General features: G+C 56.8%; 16 protein-coding genes and 1 tRNA gene. 7 read left to right on the top strand and 10 right to left on the bottom strand.

Annotated features, from left to right (window positions below; translation table 11 throughout):
- Positions 1–367: IS5 family transposase (locus NYP16_RS13545; protein WP_274944692.1), on the top strand; the 367-nt coding region annotated here is incomplete at its 5' end.
- Between the two features lie 257 nt (positions 368–624).
- Here the strand turns inward: NYP16_RS13545 and NYP16_RS13540 are convergent.
- The 5 genes from NYP16_RS13540 to NYP16_RS13520 all read right to left on the bottom strand — a co-directional run bounded on the left by NYP16_RS13540 (position 625) and on the right by NYP16_RS13520 (position 5,287).
- Entirely contained in the window at positions 625–1,122 is a 498-nt protein-coding gene (locus tag NYP16_RS13540; RefSeq protein WP_274944691.1) for a hypothetical protein, read from the bottom strand.
- Positions 1,122–2,165: an RHS repeat-associated core domain-containing protein gene (locus tag NYP16_RS13535; protein ID WP_429913157.1), complete on the bottom strand. Its 1,044-nt coding sequence runs from the start codon at positions 2,163–2,165 to the stop codon at positions 1,122–1,124. Before NYP16_RS13535 ends, NYP16_RS13540 begins: the two co-directional genes overlap by 1 nt.
- A gap of 220 nt (positions 2,166–2,385) precedes the next feature.
- Complete coding sequence (locus NYP16_RS13530; protein WP_274944690.1) at positions 2,386–2,886, bottom strand: hypothetical protein; 501 nt, start codon at positions 2,884–2,886, stop codon at positions 2,386–2,388.
- Positions 2,883–4,688, bottom strand: a complete 1,806-nt coding sequence (locus NYP16_RS13525; RefSeq protein WP_274944689.1) for an RHS repeat-associated core domain-containing protein — start codon at positions 4,686–4,688, stop codon at positions 2,883–2,885. Before NYP16_RS13525 ends, NYP16_RS13530 begins: the two co-directional genes overlap by 4 nt.
- 32 nt (positions 4,689–4,720) lie before the next feature.
- Positions 4,721–5,287 carry a hypothetical protein gene (locus NYP16_RS13520; RefSeq protein WP_429913156.1) on the bottom strand — a complete coding sequence of 189 codons (567 nt, stop codon included), beginning with the start codon at positions 5,285–5,287 and terminating at the stop codon, positions 4,721–4,723.
- Positions 5,288–5,311: 24 nt separating this feature from the next.
- On the opposite strand from NYP16_RS13520, the gene NYP16_RS14570 reads away from it, so the two are divergent.
- Together NYP16_RS14570 and NYP16_RS13515 are read left to right on the top strand one after the other, a co-directional pair.
- Positions 5,312–5,509 carry a DUF2924 domain-containing protein gene (locus NYP16_RS14570; RefSeq protein ID WP_429913155.1) on the top strand — a complete coding sequence of 66 codons (198 nt, stop codon included), beginning with the start codon at positions 5,312–5,314 and terminating at the stop codon, positions 5,507–5,509.
- On the top strand, positions 5,506–7,161 hold the full coding sequence (locus NYP16_RS13515) for a recombinase family protein (RefSeq protein WP_274944688.1): 1,656 nt from the start codon (positions 5,506–5,508) through the stop codon (positions 7,159–7,161). Before NYP16_RS14570 ends, NYP16_RS13515 begins: the two co-directional genes overlap by 4 nt.
- A 233-nt stretch (positions 7,162–7,394) precedes the next feature.
- Here the strand turns inward: NYP16_RS13515 and NYP16_RS13510 are convergent.
- The 4 genes from NYP16_RS13510 to NYP16_RS13495 all read right to left on the bottom strand — a co-directional run bounded on the left by NYP16_RS13510 (position 7,395) and on the right by NYP16_RS13495 (position 12,028).
- Positions 7,395–7,471 (bottom strand) — tRNA-Ile (locus tag NYP16_RS13510).
- Between the two features lie 47 nt (positions 7,472–7,518).
- Entirely contained in the window at positions 7,519–9,501 is a 1,983-nt protein-coding gene (rpoD, locus tag NYP16_RS13505) for an RNA polymerase sigma factor RpoD (RefSeq protein WP_274944687.1), read from the bottom strand.
- A gap of 69 nt (positions 9,502–9,570) precedes the next feature.
- Entirely contained in the window at positions 9,571–11,532 is a 1,962-nt protein-coding gene (gene dnaG / locus NYP16_RS13500) for a DNA primase (RefSeq protein ID WP_274944686.1), read from the bottom strand.
- 40 nt (positions 11,533–11,572) lie between these two features.
- Positions 11,573–12,028, bottom strand: coding sequence for a GatB/YqeY domain-containing protein (locus tag NYP16_RS13495; protein WP_274944685.1), 456 nt, complete (start codon positions 12,026–12,028; stop codon positions 11,573–11,575).
- Positions 12,029–12,352: 324 nt separating this feature from the next.
- Here NYP16_RS13495 and carA point away from each other — a divergent pair, with 324 nt between their 5' ends.
- The 3 genes from carA to greA all read left to right on the top strand — a co-directional run bounded on the left by carA (position 12,353) and on the right by greA (position 17,386).
- Complete coding sequence (gene carA / locus NYP16_RS13490) at positions 12,353–13,537, top strand: glutamine-hydrolyzing carbamoyl-phosphate synthase small subunit (RefSeq protein WP_274944684.1); 1,185 nt, start codon at positions 12,353–12,355, stop codon at positions 13,535–13,537.
- Positions 13,530–16,784: a carbamoyl-phosphate synthase large subunit gene (gene carB, locus NYP16_RS13485; RefSeq protein ID WP_274944683.1), complete on the top strand. Its 3,255-nt coding sequence runs from the start codon at positions 13,530–13,532 to the stop codon at positions 16,782–16,784. The genes carA and carB overlap by 8 nt, the downstream gene beginning before the upstream one ends.
- Before the next feature lie 128 nt (positions 16,785–16,912).
- Entirely contained in the window at positions 16,913–17,386 is a 474-nt protein-coding gene (gene greA, locus NYP16_RS13480) for a transcription elongation factor GreA (protein WP_274944682.1), read from the top strand.
- Positions 17,387–17,439: 53 nt separating this feature from the next.
- Here the strand turns inward: greA and NYP16_RS13475 are convergent, their stop codons facing one another.
- Positions 17,440–17,916 (bottom strand): Lrp/AsnC family transcriptional regulator, encoded by a 477-nt coding sequence (locus NYP16_RS13475; RefSeq protein ID WP_274944681.1) that lies wholly within the window; start codon positions 17,914–17,916, stop codon positions 17,440–17,442.
- A 237-nt stretch (positions 17,917–18,153) separates the two neighbouring features.
- On the opposite strand from NYP16_RS13475, the gene NYP16_RS14565 reads away from it, so the two are divergent.
- On the top strand, positions 18,154–19,836 hold the full coding sequence (locus tag NYP16_RS14565; protein ID WP_274944680.1) for a histidine kinase dimerization/phospho-acceptor domain-containing protein: 1,683 nt from the start codon (positions 18,154–18,156) through the stop codon (positions 19,834–19,836).
- Positions 19,837–19,887: the final 51 nt, after the last annotated feature.

Here is a 19,887-nt window from a genome sequence, read left to right as displayed (position 1 = left end):
GTGCGATGGCCAGGGGCGGCCGCTGATCCTGCTGCTGAGCGAAGGCCAGATGAGCGATTACAAAGGGGCGGCGCTGATGCTCGACGCCTTTCCGACGGCCAAGGTCTTGCTTGGCGACAAGGGTTATGACGCGGACTGGTTTCGCAAGGCCCTCGACAATCAAGGCATCGCGGCCTGCATCCCGTCGAGGACCAACCGCAAGCTATCCATCCCGTACGACAAAATGCTCTACCGCCAGCGCCACAAAATCGAGAACATGTTCGCCAAACTCAAGGACTGGCGACGCATCCACACCCGCTACGACCGATGCGCACACACCTTCATGTCCGCAATCTGCATCGCAGCAACCGTCATCTTCTGGATCTGATCAATGAGTCCTGACCCTAGACTCTTCGAACTAAAAAATATACAAATCATGAGAATTTATAGAAAACATTATTTTATAAATCACCAATTACTCTTACTATCACAATATAGATTAAATAATATTAACAATTAATTCAAAAAATATCTGAAATTAAAATTTATTATATTTTCACGCGACCTACCAATCAATCTTGTAGGTATTTTTTAGATATGATTCAAAAGAAAGATTCCTTGGGTAAAATATATATGAAACCCCCTCTAATTCAATGCAATTTCATCCATAATATATATATATAAAATATACTTTGTTTTATCATTTTTCTTAAATTTTAAGACCGTATCTAGAATTCCATCACACCATCCATGAACTCGATGTCCTGAAATAAGCGACTCGTAAAGCTTAGGTGCATCCTCCTCTTTACAAAAGCCATTTGAGCAGCGCTTCGAAAAAATGTAATACCAATTTTCCTCTGACAAAATATCTACCAAACTTTTTGAAAATACAGCCCGCCCCATATTAGAAACAGGCGTATGCGAAATCTGAATCTTATTTGTTTCAGATAAAATCTTATCAATTCTTTTTCGCAACTCAGAACTTGGATTCTTTTCAAGCTTGTAAATAGCCTTATACCCCTCAGGGGTCCTCTCTACTATTTGTGAATATACAGCATTTTCTCGGATGATGAATGTACCGAAAAAAAGAAAACCAACCATCAATACCTTGATGTAAGGAATCACTTTTTCTAATAGAAACATCAATTACATGCCCCCGCGTTTCCAGGATTTTTCAGATTATAACTCGGAGAAAATCCATTTCTCAGCATTAATGACCTCCCATCTAAATAATTTCTGCGGCACGCCCCCCCCCCTAGTTGTTGAGCTATATTCTTTTCTTTATTTGTTGCATGCGCTTCTTCATTAGAAATCTTTGCACTTACAAATATATTTTCAATGTATGAGCCACTTTCTTTATTAAAAATATATTTTCTTCCTTCGTCATTAGCGTGAACCTTACTATCCACTTCAAATCCTATTGGGTCTTTCTGATGGCGAGCCGCGTGAGAAAAATCATGCCCAAGGCCCAAAGCAGGAGACTGAATTGACCCATCCGACACTTGAAACGCTGCCCGTGGATTAAAAACGATCACATTTTCGTTTGGCTCGAAACTAGTCCAATTTGTAGGATCAACAATCACAGTATACTTAGCAGCTGCCCATCCTACAGCCGCATAATCCGCCTGATGCACGGAAGAATTCGCCAAATATTTTATAGCTTTTCTATAATCATTAATATTGCCACCATTTCGATACACAACTTCGATCCACCTTCCAGTCGGATCTATTTTATTCACCGGATCATTGCCGGCATAAGCATACATATTGAGGCCATCACCATACCCGATCGGGTCCGTTTGGAGGAACCTGCCAAGGGCCGGGGAATAGTATCTGGCGCGGTCGTAATAGAGACCAGTTTCGCGATCGAGCCTGCGGCCGGTATAGCGATAGGGATTGCCGGCTAGTTGCGGCGGTGAGGCATTGAGCTCCTCGCCATAAGGATTGTAAGCATGACTTTCACTGACCGCACCACTGCCGTCGGTCAGTGCCGCAAGCGAGCCCAGGCGATCGGCGTGATAGTAATATTTGCCAGTCTCACTGCCTGAGCCATTGTAGGTGACCATGGCCACCCGGTCGTCGACTGCGGGGCCATAGACATAACGGATCAGCAGGGTGGCGCCATCATACTCGGCGATCTCTTCGTCGCCATCGAGGAGATATCTGCGCGTACCCTCGCCATCCACCGTCTTGGCCCGGCGGCGGCCGAGTGGATCATAGCTGTAACTGCCGATCAGCTGGCCTCGATTGCTGGCGCTCAGCAGACGGTTCTCGGCGTCATAGCCGTAGCTCCGGCGGCCATCCGACAGGAGATTGCCATTGCTTCTATCTTGCTGTTGCGCCGATTAGAGATCTCAATTCACACGCACCCAAGCACACAATGCAGATACGCATTACATCCACAAGCTACTTAGCCTCTTGCCTTAACCGTTCTTGCAATACCGGACTACATGCCATAGCTTTTGACTGCACGGCATAACCAGTCTCTCCCAGCTGCTTCCCAATCTCGGAAAGTAGCTTCTGAGGTTTAGTCCTCCAGGTCTTCGGCAAAATTGGAATCAGTCCTCCTATCGGAAAACTATGATCAATTGTGATGACGTATTGGCCCGGATCGACCTCGTAGGTACCGCATTTGGATGGGTCCAGAGGCATATTCGTGCCCCAAAGCCTTAGGAATTTTCCCTTGGCTTCGATGACGTAAATGGTATGGCCATAATCATCGGTGGCTTGGCCGAGGCTGGGAGCCAGCCCCTGTTCCTTAGCAACTTTCCCTAAGTCTTCCGTGAATTGAGACGTTTTTTGCGAAGGAACCAGCACGTAAATTTCGGCAACATCCTCGCTATAGCCGCAGCCACTAAGAGTAAAACTACAGAAGCTCACGAGCACAATTACCTTCCACTTTTTCATCGCTTGCACCCCGCATAGTTCTTGGCTGCGCAGGCCGCCGCCTGGGCGTCAAGCGTATTAAAGATTCCCGGACCAAAACGTCCGTTTGTCAAGTCTCTGGCTATTCCAAGCCAGCCCCTCCCAGCATTGCCATAGCCATGTGTATTTATTGATCTTGCTGAAATACTGCGATCAATAGTCCCCACGAACGCGTGAACTGGAGTGGTCACGTTTGTTGCTCTTAGGCCGCTTGGACTATACGTCGTCGTGACAACTCCTCCGGGGACATACATGTCGGTGACGATGTTTTGGCCAGCACGCTGAGGATCACCCGCCGTATAATCATTCGGAACCGCAAATCGACCTAAAAGGTCTTGTTGCTCCTTGGGCGTTATGTCGCGAGCGCACACCTCGTTGTTTGTCCGATAATCGTGCCCATCATTCTGGGGATGCAACTCTTCCATTGCAGCCTGCACTGAATCTCTAAACCCAAACCCTATCTCGCGGAAGGAAAAGGACCAAGTTGCGAAGCGGGGTGCTTCCGACGTTATGCACTCCGCCATCCCTTCGGGACATCCCCCCGAGAGCCCTGTCGAATCTCTCCCATTGACCGGATCGTTGCCAACATAGGCATACATGTTGAGGCCGTCATCATATCCGATGGGATCGGTCTGGAGGAACCTGCCGAGGCTCGGCGAGTAATAACGGGCGCGGTAGTAATAGAGCCCGGTTTCCCGATCGAGCCTGCGGCCGGTGTAGCGATAGGGGTTGCCGGCCGGCAGCGGCGGCGGCGCCGTGCGTTCCTCACCATAGGGGCTGTAGGCATGAGTTTCCGTGACCGCGCCACTATTGTCGGTCAGCGCCGCAAGCGAGCCCAGGCGATCGGTGTGATAGTAATATTTGCCGGTCTCACTGCCTGAGCCGTTGTAGGTGACCATGGCCACCCGATCGTCAACCCCAGGGCCATAGACATAGCGGATCAGCAGCGTGGCGCCATCATACTCGGCGATCTCTTCGTCGCCATCGAGCAGATAGCTGCGCGTGCCCTCGCCATCCACCGTCTTCGAGCGGCGGCGGCCGAGCGGGTCGTATGTGTAGCTGCCGATCAGCTGACCCTGATTGCTGGCCGTCAGCAGATGATTTTCGGCATCATAGCCATAGCTCCATTGACCGTCCGACGTCAGATTGCCATTGCCATCATAGCTGAAGCTGCGGCCGAGGCTGCCGAACATGCCCGACTGGCCCGAGACGCTCGCATATTGGTTCAGGTTGTTCGGGACATAGCTTAGGTTCTCGTTATAGGTCGGAATCCAGCGATAGGCCGCGTTGGAGACGCTCAAGCTCGTGAGCTGATGCACCGGATTATAACCATGCTCGAAGCTGACGAGGCCAGCATGAGTGAGGAGCGCGAGATCATTGTCGGCTTCATAGCTGTAGCTCGTGCTTTTGCCGTTGGCATAGGTCAGGGTCGTGCGACGAGACAGGTCGTCATAAGCATAGCTCGCGAGCGTGGTTGCCCCGTTCTGCTTGACCGCCGACATGCGATTGAGGGCATCATAGTCATACTGGATATAAAAGCCGTCACTGCCCGGATAGGTAATCCGGCTGCGATTGCCGGCCGCGTCATAGGCATAGGCAAGGGACTTGCCATTGTCATTGGCTGAGGTCAGACGACCGAGAGCATCATAGCCATAGATGACGCTGTCACTGCTGTCGGTATAGTTGACCTGACGCTGACGCCCCATTCTGTCATAGCTATAGGCGACCGTCTTGGCCCCCGGCACCTGTTTCTCGGTCAGGCGATTGAGGGCATCATAGCTCATGGCCAGCGTGTCCCCCTTGCGGGTGCGCTTGGTCAGCAGATTGCCGTTGGCGTCATAGGCCTGCTGTCCGGGAAGGTGGCCTTGGTAAGGCGCTCATGACCGTCATAGAGATAGCTTGTGATATTGCCATTGGCATCCTGCACCGCGAGCTTGCGGCCGTTCTGATCATAGCTGGAGCGGGCGTAGCATTGCTGCAGCGTGCCCGGAACCGCGCAGTTGTCATTGGACCCGGCCCAGGCGCGGATCTCCTTCAACACCTGACCGACGGAATCATAGACCACCTTGCTCCTGCGGCCCGCGGCATCGGTCACCACCGACAGACGGTCCAGGGCATCATAACTCTTGGTCGTGACCTGGTTCGATGCATCCGTCACTGTGGCCTGTTGCCCGGTCGGAGTATAGCTATAGCTGGTGGTCTGCCAGGCTGCCCCAACCTGGGCTTCAGTCTTGGTCAGCTCGCCATCAAGATTATAGGTATATTTATAAAGCTTTCCGTTGGCATCCGTCTTCTGCACCAGACGCCGCATGCTGTCCCAGCCATATTGGCTTGTATAGGTCGTCTGCGCCGTGGTCCCGCGCGGGTCGGTCACCTTGGTCACGTTGCCCGCCGTGTCATAGGCTATGTGGGTCGTGAGATTGAACCCACTCGGATCTTCCGTCGCCGACGTCAGGTTGCCATAGACGGATTGCTTTTGAAGGGCCGATCTTTCCGCTCCCTGTCAGCCGTTGCATTTCACATCACTGGCGTCAGCTGGAACGGCCATCGCTTCTTTGGCCTCAGGAAGCCATCCAGAGTTGCACCAAAAGGGCTGGCTGCATGAGCAGGCTGCGCTGTGCCATCTATACCCGTAAATCCACCGAGGACGGGCTTGAGCAAGACTTCAACAGCCTCCATGCCCAACGGGAAGCCTGTGAGGCTTATATCATCAGCCAGAAGTCTGAGGGCTGGGTTTTGTTGCCGGAGGCCTATGACGATGGCGGGTTCTCGGGCGGCACTCTAGAGCGGCCGGGGTTGAAAGCACTCCTGGCCGATGTGGAGGCCGGTAAGATCGATATTGTGTTGGTCTATAAGGTCGATCGCCTCACCCGCTCGCTCATGGACTTCGCCCAGATCGTGCAGCGGCTGGATCGCAAGGCCGTATCCTTTGTCTCGGTCACCCAGGCCTTCAACACCACGACCTCCATGGGGCGGCTGACCCTGAACGTTTTACTGTCCTTTGCCCAGTTCGAACGCGAGGTCACCGCCGAGCGCATCCGCGACAAAATCGCCGCTTCGAAAAAGAAAGGCCTGTGGATGGGCGGGGTGGTGCCGCTCGGCTATGACCTCCAGGAGCGGCAACTGGTGATCGATGATGCCGATGCCGAGATCGTGCGCTGGCTCTATGCCAGTTATCTGGAGCTTGGCTCTGTGCGCCATCTTAAAGAGGCGGCTGAGCAAAGGGGCTTTCGCAGCCGGGGGCGGGATCCTGCTCAGGCAAGGCGGCCGTTCTCCCGGGGCCAGCTTTATACCTTGCTCAAGAACCCGATCTATCGGGGCAAGATCCATCATCAAGGGCAGCTCTATGATGGGCAGCATCAGGCCATCATAAAGCAGGAGCTGTGGGACAAGGTTCAGAGCCAATTCGCTCATAATTACGGGGTTCGCACAGAAGCCCGGAATAGGCCCACGAGTTCCTGGCTCACGCGGCTTCTGCGGGATAGCCAGAACGAGCCCATGATCGCCAGCCACAGCAGCAAAGCTGGGTGCAGATATCGCTACTATGTCTCGGAATCCTTGATGGGCAAAAAGACTCCTATGGACCAGGGTTGGCGTCTCCCAGCACGAGCCATGGAGGCCCTTGTGGTGCAAGGGATTCAGACGCTGCTGAGAGACCCAGTTGCTCTTACCCGTCACTTAGGTATTGTCCCCATGACGGCGGAGATCTTTCTGGCCGTGACCCAAGGTGTCAAGGGCATCCCTACTGCCAATCCTGATGGACTGCGGCCTTTGATCCATCAGGTGCAGGTCAGTCTGCATGAGGTTCGGATCGAGATAGATGGGCTAGTGCTCTATCAGGCTTTAAATTGTCCGGTGGGAGATCAGGCTATGCTGGCGAACCCAGTCGTCACCTTGCCGGTCCAGCTGAAGCGCCGCGGGGTCGAAATGCGCGTCGTCATCCCTGGACAGAAACGGGAGAACGTCCCGAGGGACGAAAATCTTGTCCGCCTGATCGCCAAAGCCCATCTGTGGGGCGAGCAACTCAGGACCGGCCAGAGGCAAACCATCAAGGACATTGCCGCCTCAGAAAAGATGGACCTCGGCGACGTCAGTCGCCGTCTTCCGCTCGCCTTCCTGGCCCCGGATATTGTTGCCACCATTCTGGATGGCGAACAGCCCGTCGATCTCATGCCGCGCAAATTGACGCGCCTCACGGATCTCCCGCTCGACTGGCCGAGCCAGAGGGCCCTACTCGGGTTCCCCGCCGTTCACTGAACGAATTCTGATTTACGAATTGTCCCTGGCGGCATCTGTGCTGTCGGGGACCATCTCTCTTCGCCACCGCCACAACGGTTTGGACACCCAATCCCGAACTGAGACCGGGCCCCAAAATATCCGCAATCTGGCGTTTTTCCCGCCGTCTCTAGCCAAACCACATCCGCTCACCCGCGCAGACCTGCGGGCTTTCTGGCCGAAAGCGGAAATATAGGAAAATGCCGAGGGAGAAATGGTGGGCCTGGCCGGACTCGAACCAGCGACCAAACCGTTATGAGCGGTCCGCTCTAACCAACTGAGCTACAGGCCCCTGAAATGGGGAATAGCAGATTCCATTCCCCAAATATAGAGCCAATTTTACGTATCCAGAAAGCTGCGCAACTTACGCGAGCGGCTTGGATGCTTCAGCTTGCGCAGGGCTTTAGCCTCGATCTGACGAATACGTTCGCGAGTGACCGAGAACTGCTGTCCGACTTCTTCCAACGTATGATCGGTGTTCATGCCGATGCCGAAGCGCATGCGCAGCACCCGTTCCTCGCGCGGCGTCAGGGACGCAAGAACGCGGGTCGTGGTATCGCGCAGGTTCGATTGAATCGCCGCCTCAACCGGCAGAATGGCGTTCTTGTCCTCGATGAAGTCGCCGAGGTGGCTGTCTTCCTCGTCCCCGATCGGGGTTTCAAGACTGATCGGCTCCTTGGCGATTTTCATCACCTTGCGCACTTTTTCAAGCGGCATGTTGAGACGTTCGGCCAGTTCCTCGGGCGTTGCTTCGCGTCCGATCTCATGCAACATCTGACGTCCGGTGCGCACCAGCTTGTTGATCGTCTCGATCATATGCACCGGGATACGAATGGTCCTGGCCTGGTCCGCGATGCTGCGGGTGATGGCCTGCCTGATCCACCAGGTGGCATAGGTCGAGAACTTGTAACCGCGGCGATATTCGAATTTATCGACCGCCTTCATCAGGCCGATATTGCCTTCCTGAATGAGATCGAGGAACTGCAAGCCGCGATTGGTGTATTTCTTGGCGATGGAAATGACCAGCCGCAGGTTGGCTTCCACCATTTCCTTCTTGGCGATGCGGGCTTCTTTTTCGCCCTTCTGCACCATTTGCACGATGCGACGGAAGGCCGCCACCGGCAGACCGGATTCCTGGCTGATTTCGGCAATGTCGCTGCGAATCGCACGGATCGGCGCGGCTTCCTTGGTGGCGAAGGCTTCCCAGCCCTTGCCCGGCAGCTTGGCAATGGTCTCAAGCCAGTCCGGCGCCAGTTCCGCACCGAAATAGGCATCGAGGAAGCCCTGACGGTTGACGCGATGGCTTTCAGCCAGACGCAACAACTTACCCTCATAGCTCATGAGTTTTTTGTTGAGGCTATAAAGCTGATCGACCAGCGCTTCGATACGGGCATTGTTGAAATGCAGGCTCTTGACCAGATCCACCACTTCCTGATGCAGCTTATCAAGTTTCTTTTCCTGAGCGGCTGGCAGGTCTTCGCTCTTCAGCTGGGCGTCGAGACGCGCTTCCTGAAGCTTCGCGAGCTTTTTATAGATTGCCGTGATCTGAGTAAGAGTCTCAAGAACCTGAGGCTTCAATGCCTCTTCCATGGCCGACAGGGAGATATTGCTCTCGCCATCATCATCACCGTCTTCGCCAGCGGCTTCGTCACCGGCCGACTCATCGCCCTCCGTGCTGCCAGCCAAAGCAGTCGCGCCATCAACAGCGACTCCCGTCTCAGGATCGGCGCTGTATGTGGCATCAAGATCGATAATGTCGCGCAGCAAAAGCTGGCCGAGATTCAGATGTTCGGTCCAGGCGATCAGGGCCTTGAAGGTCATCGGACTTTCGCAAAGTCCGGCAATCATGGTTTCGCGACCGGCCTCGATGCGCTTGGCGATGGCGATTTCGCCCTCGCGCGACAACAGTTCGACCGAGCCCATCTCACGCAGATACATGCGCACCGGGTCATCGGTGCGATCAACAATCGGCTCAGCTTTTTCCGGAACCTGAAAATCGAAGTCACCTTCGGGCGCATTCGGCTCTGCCTGAGCTTCGCGTTCCTCGGGGTCGGCCTCTTCAGCCGAACCTTCTTCGACTTCATCACCATCCACGACATTGATCCCCATTTCGGAGAGCATGGTCATGATGTCCTCGATCTGCTCCGATGACATCTCGTCCTGAGGCAGCGCCCGGTTCAATTCGTCATAGGTGATGTACCCCCGCTCCTTGGCGTGGGCAATCATCCGCTTGACCGTTTGTTCCGTGGAATCGATCAGGGGGCTGTCCGTGCTCTCTTCGGTTTGCTCGCCGCGCTCCGCAACCTCAGCAGACTTCACCATGTATATCTCACTCCATCTCGACCCAGCAGCGCGTTCCGCGAAGCGGACAGCACAAAAGAGAAATCGCCCTCAGCCCGTTGTCCCGCGGCCTGAAGCGATCCCAAATCCCGCCAAGTTGGCCTCGTGCCCTTCCGACTCGTCAAGCTGCTTTTTCAGCGCCTGCAAGCGGGAGAAGGCATCATCCGTGAACTCACGCGCCAACTCGTCTTCTACTTGCTTCAGTTCCCGTTCGAGGGACAAAGATCGCTGATGAAGGGCCATTACATGCCGCCATCCGCTCTCCGCATCCACCTGTGCCGCTTCGGGTCGCGAGAACCAATCGCGAACAAGTAGCACATTCAGAGAATCCAAAAGCCGTCCAAAGCCAGTCCTACTGAGATGGTCCCTCATACGGGTCATGTCAAGACCAGGCTCTGAAGCGGCTATTCGTATGATTTCGGCTCTCAGTTTGTCAAGGTCACGGTTCTCAAACTCGACCGCCATCAGTTCTTCGCCGTGCCGATCGAGTAACAAGGGATGGCTGATTGCACATAAAACCAGCAGCCCTTCCCGCAGCCGACCACGTGAGGCAGAATCGTCATGACCCAGCGCCGTGCCCTTGAGCCGGGCCGAGGAAAGCCGCGCTGCCACAGGATCATCACGACGATCCCAGACAGTTTGCGGTCGCCCGCGCCCCTTGGCCGCGCCCCCTGTACGGGGCCGTGACGCCTGTCCACCGGCCCTCGCTCCGCCGCCCTGATAAGAGTTTGCAGCCGCCGGTCTCTGAGGCCGAAACAGCGCCGCCATACGGTCCTTGAACTCCATTTCATAGAAGCGTTTGACCTTGGCGTCACCGATTCGCGCGATGGCGTCATAAACCGCACGCTCAAAACCGGCGCGCCGTTCGGGGGTATCGGTGGGGTGGCTTTCCATCAGCCCCGCCCATAACATGTCGGCCAATCCCTGCCCGCCCTTCAGCAGGGCGGTAAAGGCATCAGCGCCCTCGGTCTGAACGAAGCTGTCCGGATCCTCCCCTTGCGGCAATACGGCGAAGCGTAGGGAATGGCCGGGCTTCAAATGCGGCAAGGCCCGTTCAAGGCCGCGCGCAGCCGCCCGCCGGCCGGCATTGTCGCCGTCGAAACAAAGGATCGGCTCCGGCGCCACGCGCCAGAGTTCGGCGATCTGGTCTTCGGTCAGGGCAGTGCCCAACGGCGCCACCGCCTCGGGGAAGCCGGCCTGCGCCAGGCTGATCACATCCATATAACCTTCAACGACGATGATCTGCCCACGATCCCGCGCCGCCCCGCGTGCACCAAAAAGGTTATAAAGCATGCGCCCCTTGTGAAAGAGCGGGGTCTCCGGCGAATTCAGATATTTGGCCGGGGCGTCATCGAGCGCCCGCCCGCCAAAGGCCACCACCCGTCCGCGATTGTCGAGAATGGGGAACATGACCCGATTGCGAAAGCGGTCAAAGCGATCCCGCTCGCCTTCGGGCGCGATCAGCAGCCCGGCCTCCTCCATCAGCTCAAGCGTCATCCCACGGGCCTGCAAGCCGTCCCTGAGCGCGGTCCGCGCCGCCGGGGCAAAGCCGATGCGGAAAGCCCGGATCGTCGCCTCGCTCAGCCCGCGCTTCCTGAGATAGGCCAAGGCATCACGCCCGCCCGGCGTCCAAAGCTGGCTTTCATACCATTTGGCCGCGGCCTCATTAACATCATGAAGCCCGGCCCGGCGTTCCTGTTGCGCACGTTCTTCCGGGCGCTCCTGCGGCAGGGCAAGCCCAGCCTCTCCCGCTAGCCGCTCGACCGCCTCACGAAACGGCAGCCCTTCGGCCTCGGTCAGGAAGCGGATGGCATCGCCATGCGCTCCGCAACCAAAGCAATGATAGAAATGCTTGTCGTCATTGACCGTGAAGGATGGGGACTTTTCGCTATGAAACGGGCAGAGCCCCGAAAATTCGCGGCCTTTGCGGATCAGTTTGACCTTGCGGCCCACGACATCACTGAGACGCAGGCGATCGCGGAGTTCGTCCATAAACTCCGGCGAAAAGCTCATGCCCTAGCCCTCCGTATCAGCGTCAGGACCCGAAACGGCCTCACGCCATCAGCTTGCGAACGACCGCATTGGCCTTGGCGAAGTCCATCTGTCCGGCATAGCGTTCCTTGAGCCAAGCCATGACCCGCCCCATGTCCTTCGGACCTTCGGGTTTGATTTCAGCGACAGCGGCAGCAGCGGCGGCGTCGATTTCGGCATCGGACAACTGCTGCGGCAGGAAGTCCTGAATAACGGCCATTTCCTCGCGCTCGATGGCGGCAAGGTCGGGACGGGCACCATCCTCATACATCTTGATGCTGTCCTGACGCTGTTTAATCATCTTGGCCAGGAGCTCAAGAATCCCGGCGTCCGCAATCGGCGTCGATGATCCTTCACCGCGCGCGGCGATATCCTTGTCCTTGATACCCGCCAGAATCATCCGGACGGTCGTCAAGCGCCGTGATTCTTTGTTGCGAAGTGCGTCTTTCATAGCCGTCTGCAATTGGTCACGCAGCATGAGTCTTGCTCGATCCTTGGAGTTCAAAGCCCGCAAAAGTGCCGGAAATTCATTAAAACATGCGCTACTTTACCTGAAGCGGGCCCCAATGGCAAACCGGCGAGAAAAAGCTAACAGACTGAAAAACATGAGAAAATTTTTATTCCCCCAAATCCTTGACTGCGCGGGAGGGTTAACATATTGTGCGCCCAATTTGCACGGCAGACTTTCGCTCACACGTCGAACCGGACGGACCCATAGTCCCGACGGTATTTCGCGTGCCCGGAGATCAGCCGGGCGGGGCAATCCCGCACCCCGAAGCACTCTTATTCGAGGTGAGTCTCAATGACCGACCACGCCGACACACCGCCCACGCCAGACCTCACCGCTGTTCTGGTGCTTGCAGACGGTTCCATATTCTGGGGCCATGGCTTCGGCGCCGAAGGCGCAGCCGTTGGTGAAGTCTGCTTCAATACCGCCATGACCGGCTATCAGGAGGTTCTCTCGGACCCGTCCTACGCCGGACAGATCATCACCTTCACCTTCCCCCATATCGGCAATGTTGGCACCAATCATTCCGATAACGAATCAAAGACCCCAGCGGCCCGTGGCCTCGTGGTTCGCAATAGCCTCACCGATCCGTCAAATTATCGCTCCGACAGCCATCTCGACGCCTGGCTTAAGGCGCAGAATCTGATCGGCATCTCGGGCATCGACACTCGCCGTCTGACACGCCAGATCCGCTTGAACGGTGCGCCGAATGGCGTGATCGCTCATAACGCCGCAGGCCAGTTCGACATTCCGGCGTTGCGCGCACAGGCTCAGGCCTGGCCCGGGCTTGAGGGCATGGACCTCGCCATAGAGGTCGGCTGCACCCAACCCTATGAATGGGATCAGGCCGGCTGGCAATTTGCCGACAACAACCGCGCGAACGACGGCTATGATAGCCTGGGCACCCCGCGCGTCCATGTGGTCGCCATCGATTACGGGGTCAAGCGCAACATTCTCCGCTGTCTCGCCTCTGCCGGAGCCCGCGTCACCGTGGTGCCGCCGACAGCGACCGCCGCGGAGATCCTGGCCCATAAACCCGATGGCGTCATGCTGTCGAACGGCCCCGGCGATCCAGCGGCAACAGGCGTTTATGCCGTGCCGGTGATCCGCGAGCTGTTGGACCGCAACATCCCGATCCTCGGCATTTGCCTTGGCCATCAGATGCTGGCACTGGCCCTTGGCGGCCGTACGCTCAAGATGCATCAGGGCCATCGCGGGGCCAACCATCCGGTCAAGGACCTGACCACCGGCAAGGTGGAAATCACCTGCATGAATCATGGCTTCACGGTCGAGGCCTCAAGCCTGCCCGCGAACGTCAAGGTCAGCCATATCTCGCTCTTCGACCAGACGGTCTGCGGCCTTCAGATTGAGGGCAAGCCGGTGATTTCGGTCCAGCACCACCCGGAAGTTTCCCCGGGGCCGCAGGACAGCCATTATCTCTTCGAACGTTTTCTGGGGTTGATCGAAGCTCATGCCTAAACGCACAGATATCAAGTCCATTCTCATTATCGGTGCCGGCCCTATCATCATTGGTCAGGCCTGTGAGTTCGATTATTCCGGAACGCAAGCCTGCAAGGCCCTGCGCGAGGAAGGCTACCGGATCATTCTGGTCAATTCGAACCCCGCCACCATCATGACCGACCCCGAGGTCGCCGACGCGACCTATGTGGAGCCGATCACCCCCGAGATGGTCGAAAAGATCATCGAACGTGAAAAGCCTGACGCCATCCTGCCCACCATGGGCGGTCAGACGGCCTTGAACACCGCGCTTGAATTGTCACGGCGCGGCATCCTTCAAAAGCACGGCGTGATCCTGATCGGCGCCAATGAAGAAGCCATCAACAAAGCCGAAGACCGCGAGCTGTTCCGTCAGGCCATGGACAAGATCGGCCTCGAATATCCGCAGAGCCGTGTCGTCAACAGCCTTGAGTCCGCCCATAAAGCGCTCGAACTCGTAGGTCTCCCGGCCATCATCCGCCCAAGCTTCACCATGGGCGGCACCGGCGGCGGCATTGCCTACAACCGCGAAGAATTCGAAGAGATCATCCTGCGCGGCCTCGACGCCTCGCCGGTCAACGAAGTCTTGGTTGAAGAATCCGTGCTCGGCTGGAAAGAATATGAAATGGAAGTCGTGCGCGACCGCGCCGACAACTGCATCATTATCTGCTCGATCGAAAACATCGACCCCATGGGCATCCATACGGGTGACTCGATCACTGTCGCCCCGGCCCTGACGCTGACCGACAAAGAATATCAACGGCTGCGCAATGCCTCGATCGATGTGTTGCGCGAAATCGGCGTCGAGACCGGCGGCTCGAACGTACAGTTCGCCATCAATCCAAAAGACGGTCGCATGATCGTCATCGAGATGAATCCGCGCGTGTCGCGGTCGTCGGCGCTGGCCTCCAAGGCCACCGGCTTCCCGATCGCCAAAGTGGCGGCGAAGCTTGCCGTCGGCTACACCCTCGACGAGTTGATGAATGACATCACCGGCGCGACCCCGGCCGCGTTCGAACCGACCATCGACTATGTGGTCACCAAGATTCCGCGCTTCACCTTCGAGAAATTCAAGGGCGCAGACCCGCTTCTGACCACCGCCATGAAATCGGTGGGCGAAGCCATGGCCATCGGCCGCTCGTTCGCAGAATCGCTACAAAAGGCTCTGCGGTCGCTCGAAACCGGGCTCTCGGGTCTTGACCCCATCAGCATCCCCGGCGTCGACGCCAATGCGCCTGACAAGGAAGCCATCCTCCGCGCGCTCGCTCAGCCGACCTATGATCGCCTGCTGATCACCGGCCAGGCAATGCGCTTCGGTCTCACCATCGAAGAGATCCACGATGTCACCGCCTATGATCCCTGGTTCCTTGAACAGCTGAAGGTGATCATCGACGCCGAAGCCGACGTCAAAAAGAATGGCGTCCCCGAAGATCGCGCCGCACTTTTGAAGCTCAAACAGCTCGGCTTCTCGGACAAGCAGCTCTCGCGCATCAGCGGCCTCGAAGAAGCCCGCATCGCCACGCGCCGCCACAAGCTTGGCCTGCGCCCGGTATTCAAGCGCATCGACACCTGCGCCGCCGAGTTCGACGCCAAAACGCCCTACATGTATTCGACCTATGAAACTGACGCCATGGGTCAGGCCGAATGCGAAAGCCAACCGACCGACAAGAAGAAGATCATCATCCTCGGCGGCGGCCCGAACCGTATCGGTCAGGGCATCGAATTTGACTATTGCTGCTGCCATGCCGCCTTCGCCCTGTCGGAAGCCGGGTTCGAGACCATCATGGTCAACTGCAATCCGGAAACCGTGTCCACCGATTATGACACTTCGGACCGGCTGTATTTCGAGCCATTGACCGGCGAAGACGTGCTGGAAATCATCCGCACCGAACAACAGAACGGCACCCTCCTCGGCGTCATCGTTCAGTTCGGCGGCCAGACACCGCTCAAACTCGCCAAGGCACTCGAAGACGCCAATGTGCCGATCCTCGGCACCTCGCCCGACGCCATCGATCTTGCCGAAGACCGCAGACGGTTCCAGGAACTTCTGGCCCGCATCGACCTTCGCCAACCGATGAACGGCATCGCGACCTCGGTCGAAGAAGCCCGCGTTATTGTCGAACGCCTCGGCTATCCAGTGCTGATCCGTCCGTCCTATGTGCTCGGTGGTCGCGCCATGGAAATCGTCCATGACAACACCAATCTCGAACGCTACATGACCGAGGCGGTGACGGTATCGGGCGACAGCCCGATCCTGATCGACAGCTATCTGGCCGGCGCTATCGAAGTTGACGTCGATGCACTCTCGGATGGCGAAACCGTCCATGTGGCTGGGATCATGCAGCATATCGAAGAAGCCGGCATTCATTCCGGCGATTCGGCCTGCTCGCTGCCGCCCTATTCGCTGCCTGACGAGATCGTGGCCGAAATCCGTGTCCAGACCGAACAACTGGCCCGCGCCCTCAATGTGGTCGGCCTCATGAACGTACAGTTCGCGGTCAAGGACGGTGAGGTCTATATCATCGAAGTGAACCCGCGCGCGAGCCGCACGGTGCCCTTCGTGGCCAAGACCATAGGCTCGCCGCTCGCGAAGATCGCCGCCCTGATCATGGCCGGACAAAAACTTTCGAGCTTCAAATTCTTCACCGGCCCGCTGCCACATGTGGCGGTCAAGGAAGCGGTATTCCCGTTCAACCGCTTTGCCGGTGTCGATATCCTGCTTGGCCCGGAAATGCGCTCCACCGGCGAGGTCATCGGTCTCGACCGCTCGTTCGCACGCTCCTTCGCCAAAAGCCAGCTGGCCGCCGGCACCATCCTGCCGCAAAAGGGCACGGTGTTCATTTCCGTGCGCAACAGCGACAAGGACAAGATGCTCGACCCGGCCAAAAAGCTCCTGTCCATGGGCTTCAAGGTTGTCGCCACCGGCGGCACCGCCAAATACCTGCAGGAACAGGGCTTGCCTGTGGTCCGCATCAACAAGGTCATGCAGGGCCGGCCGCATATTGTCGACGCCATGAAAAATGGCGAAGTTCAGCTGGTCTTCAACACCACCGAAGGCGCGCAGTCCATTTCCGACAGTTACGAACTGCGCCGTACCGCCTTGATGAACAAGATCCCATACTACACCACGGTGTCCGGTTCGCTTGCGGCCGTGGACGCCATTGATACCGTGCGGACAAGTGGACTCGAGGTCGAACCTCTCCAGTCCTATATTGCCCGCTTGTCATAAGGGGTAAACTCTCGGTAGACTAACGAGATCACAGGTAAAGAACTCGGTGCCGACCATTATGCCCATGGTCGGCAGAGTTTTTTTATATGACCGAATTGGATAGATCAGGGCAGAGAGACTGAGCGGCTATGGTAGAGAAGGTTCCGATGACCCAAATCGGCTTCAGCAAGCTCGAAATCGAGCTGAGAGAGCTGAAGACGAAGGAACGTCCGGCAGTAATCCGGGCTATTGAGGAAGCGCGCGCCCATGGCGACCTTTCCGAAAATGCCGAGTATCACGCCGCCAAAGAGAAGCAGGGCTTCATTGAAGCCCGTATCATGGAACTTGAAAGCTCCTTATCCCGCGCTGATGTCATTGAAGCCAAATATCTTTCCGGCAACAAGGTCGTGTTTGCCGCGACCGTGACGCTGGCCGATGAAGATGACATTCAAAGCAAATACCAGATTGTCGGGGCTCAGGAAGCCGACGTGAAGGAAGGCCGGATTTCCTACACCTCCCCGCTCGGCAAGGCCCTGATTGGCCGCGCCATCGGTGATGAGGTCGAAGTCGCGACCCCCGGTGGCGAGAAATATTTCGAAATCGTCGAGATCGAATTCCTCTAAATTTGACGCCTTTGCATCAGCCTGTCAGTTCCGGTTCCCGGGGTGACAGGCTTTTATGCGTCGTCGAACGGCACATCCGGCTTGTGCTTGGCGCAGCGGATGGTGAGCGACGTCTTGACGCTGGCCACATTCGGCGCTGGCGTAAGATGGGTCGTCAGGAAACTTTGGAATTGATTGAGATCGCGGGCAACGATTTTCAGGATGAAATCGATTTCCCCGTTCAGCATATGACATTCCCGCACCGGCGACAGCGTTCCGACCATGGCCTCGAAGGCCCTGAGGTCCGCTTCCGCCTGACTGTGCAAACGCACCATGGCGAACACCGTAATGCCGAACCCTAAGGCTTCGCCATCAAGTTCGGCATGATAGCCCTTGATAAAACCGGCTTCTTCCAGAGCACGCACCCGGCGCAAGCAGGGCGGCGCGGTAATACCCACATGCTCCGCCAGATCGACATTGGTGATTCGACCATTGTCCTGTAATTGTTTCAGAATTTTGCGGTCGATTTCATCCAGCTTCACACGAGTCATAGTGCCCTCCTGTTGCGCAGTATAACAACAATGAATAGAGCCACAACGCAATAAAATTTCACATTTCGCGTATTTTCTGTCCCGGATGAAACCCGAGCCGCGCTCTAGGCCGCGCAAAGAAAAATTAACCATATCTTGTAATTGTCAACCATTTAGTAACCTTTTGCTTTTTCTTTCACCCCCATTATGCAATGATCTCCGCGGGTCAGTTATCTAGATATTGGATAGGGTTGGGACGTGCGCGGCGTCGATACGAAGCTCCGCAAGCTATTGGAATTGGTCGAGGACCGCTCCGATCGGGGACGCGGCCTGTTGTTTCGTCATATCTGCGACCTGTTCTTTCATGGCCCGCTTCCGCCGGAATCCGGGGACCGCGCCGCTCTCCTCGACATCCTGCGCATCCTGCGTCCGCGCGTCGATCTAAGCGTCCGCCGCGGGCTTGCCGGCCATCTTTATTCCATGGAACGGCCGCCCGAGCCGCTTTTGAAGCTTCTAATAACGGAAGACCCCACGGTCGCCGACCTCCTGCTTGATTTCGCGGCGCTGCCGGACAGCCTGCTGCGCGACATTGCAAAGACCGGCACGCCGCATATGACGGCCCGTCTGTTAGCACGGCCTGATCTCGCGCCCGAAGTCCGCCGCCTGCTGTCTGACGCCCAGACAGAGCCCACAACTGAAGTCCCGCAAGTCAGTTCGCCGCTGGTCATGCCCGATTTCATGCCGGATCTTCTGCCAGTTCGCGAAACGCTCGATCACGCGGTCAGCCATCAGGATCAACTGGACGATTTCACCCGCGCCAGCAGTGACTGGCGCTGGGAAACCAATCGTGAAGGGGGGCTCACCTTCGTATCTCCCGAAGCCGCCGAGATCTTTGGCATGCCCACGCCCTCCATCCTGGGCCAGAAACTCGGCGATCTCCTCACCGATCGAAGCCACGCCCTCGAAAATCACCTCGCTTCCTGGCGTCCCTTTGACGGCCTGACGCTCGAATCCCGCACGAGGCCCCAAAGCCGGACCTGGAAGCTAAGCGGAGTCCCCGCCTTTGACCGCATCACCGGCCGCTTTCTCGGCTATCGCGGGATTGCCGTCACAGAGCCGGGTCATCATGAAGGGCCAGCAATAAAACCTATTCCTATGCCATCCCCACGGACGAAGCCTTCGCCGGTAGCTCCCGCCCTCAGTCAAAGCGTCACGGAGACCCTGCAAACCCTCAGTCATGAAATCAGAACCCCCCTCAACGCCATCATCGGCTTTTCCGAGCTGATCGAGCTTGGCGCATGGGGGCCAATCAATGACGATTATAAAGATTGCCTGCGGCGCATTCAGGCCGCCGGGCATCATCTGAATGAATTCGTCGGCGAGATTCTCGAAGACGCCCGCCTGCGCCGCGACACGGAAGCTCCGAAACTCCGCTCCGTCATTGTCGCACAGCTGATCCGCACCGCCATTGAAGCCGTCAATCGGCATGCCACCGTGCGGGCCATCAAGGTCGTGGCGGCGGAAAATGCGCTTGAAACGATTACGGTCACCGAGCCGCAGATCATGGAACGCTGCATTGTCCGCCTGATCCGCTGCGCCATTGCCGAAACAACCGATGGCTCCGTGATCACGGTTGCAACCTGCAACAAGCCAGATGGCAGCATTGACATCACCATCCTGCCCTCGGCCCTGACCAGACGTGACACCAAGTCACTCTCTTATGGCATCGATCCTCTGAACGCGGACCCGGCAACGGCACTTCAAAGCCTGCGCTTTGCCCAGATCCAAACCCTTGCCAGCCGCATCAATGCCACAGTGGACACGACGCCCATGGGCTTCACCCTCAAATTGCCTGCCGCCGACGCCTCCCGCGACAGCGAAGGCCCCACGCCTGCCCTGCGCACGCTGGCGCAGCTGATGGCTTCTGGTCTGAATAGATAAAATTTTACGAAAATACCTCGCAATTTAATTACGAAATTTTTACAAATACTC

Source organism: Govania unica (assembly GCF_027920805.1).
GTDB classification, from domain to species: Bacteria; Pseudomonadota; Alphaproteobacteria; order Sphingomonadales; family Govanellaceae; genus Govanella; species Govanella unica.
This window is presented reverse-complemented; position numbering and strand designations above follow the sequence as displayed.

Bases quoted from the DNA above. Each gene is read 5' to 3' on its own strand.
- NYP16_RS13495 (WP_274944685.1), bottom strand. From the start codon at position 12,028: ATGCTGCGTGACCAATTGCAGACGGCTATGAAAGACGCACTTCGCAAC.
- greA (WP_274944682.1), top strand. From the start codon at position 16,913: ATGGTAGAGAAGGTTCCGATGACCCAAATCGGCTTCAGCAAGCTCGAA.
- dnaG (WP_274944686.1), bottom strand. From the start codon at position 11,532: ATGAGCTTTTCGCCGGAGTTTATGGACGAACTCCGCGATCGCCTGCGT.
- NYP16_RS13525 (WP_274944689.1), bottom strand. From the start codon at position 4,688: ATGAGCTATGATGCCCTCAATCGCCTGACCGAGAAACAGGTGCCGGGG.
- rpoD (WP_274944687.1), bottom strand. From the start codon at position 9,501: ATGGTGAAGTCTGCTGAGGTTGCGGAGCGCGGCGAGCAAACCGAAGAG.
- NYP16_RS13515 (WP_274944688.1), top strand. From the start codon at position 5,506: ATGAGCAGGCTGCGCTGTGCCATCTATACCCGTAAATCCACCGAGGAC.
- carA (WP_274944684.1), top strand. From the start codon at position 12,353: ATGACCGACCACGCCGACACACCGCCCACGCCAGACCTCACCGCTGTT.
- NYP16_RS13475 (WP_274944681.1), bottom strand. From the start codon at position 17,916: ATGACTCGTGTGAAGCTGGATGAAATCGACCGCAAAATTCTGAAACAA.
- carB (WP_274944683.1), top strand. From the start codon at position 13,530: ATGCCTAAACGCACAGATATCAAGTCCATTCTCATTATCGGTGCCGGC.
- NYP16_RS13540 (WP_274944691.1), bottom strand. From the start codon at position 1,122: ATGTTTCTATTAGAAAAAGTGATTCCTTACATCAAGGTATTGATGGTT.
- NYP16_RS13530 (WP_274944690.1), bottom strand. From the start codon at position 2,886: ATGAAAAAGTGGAAGGTAATTGTGCTCGTGAGCTTCTGTAGTTTTACT.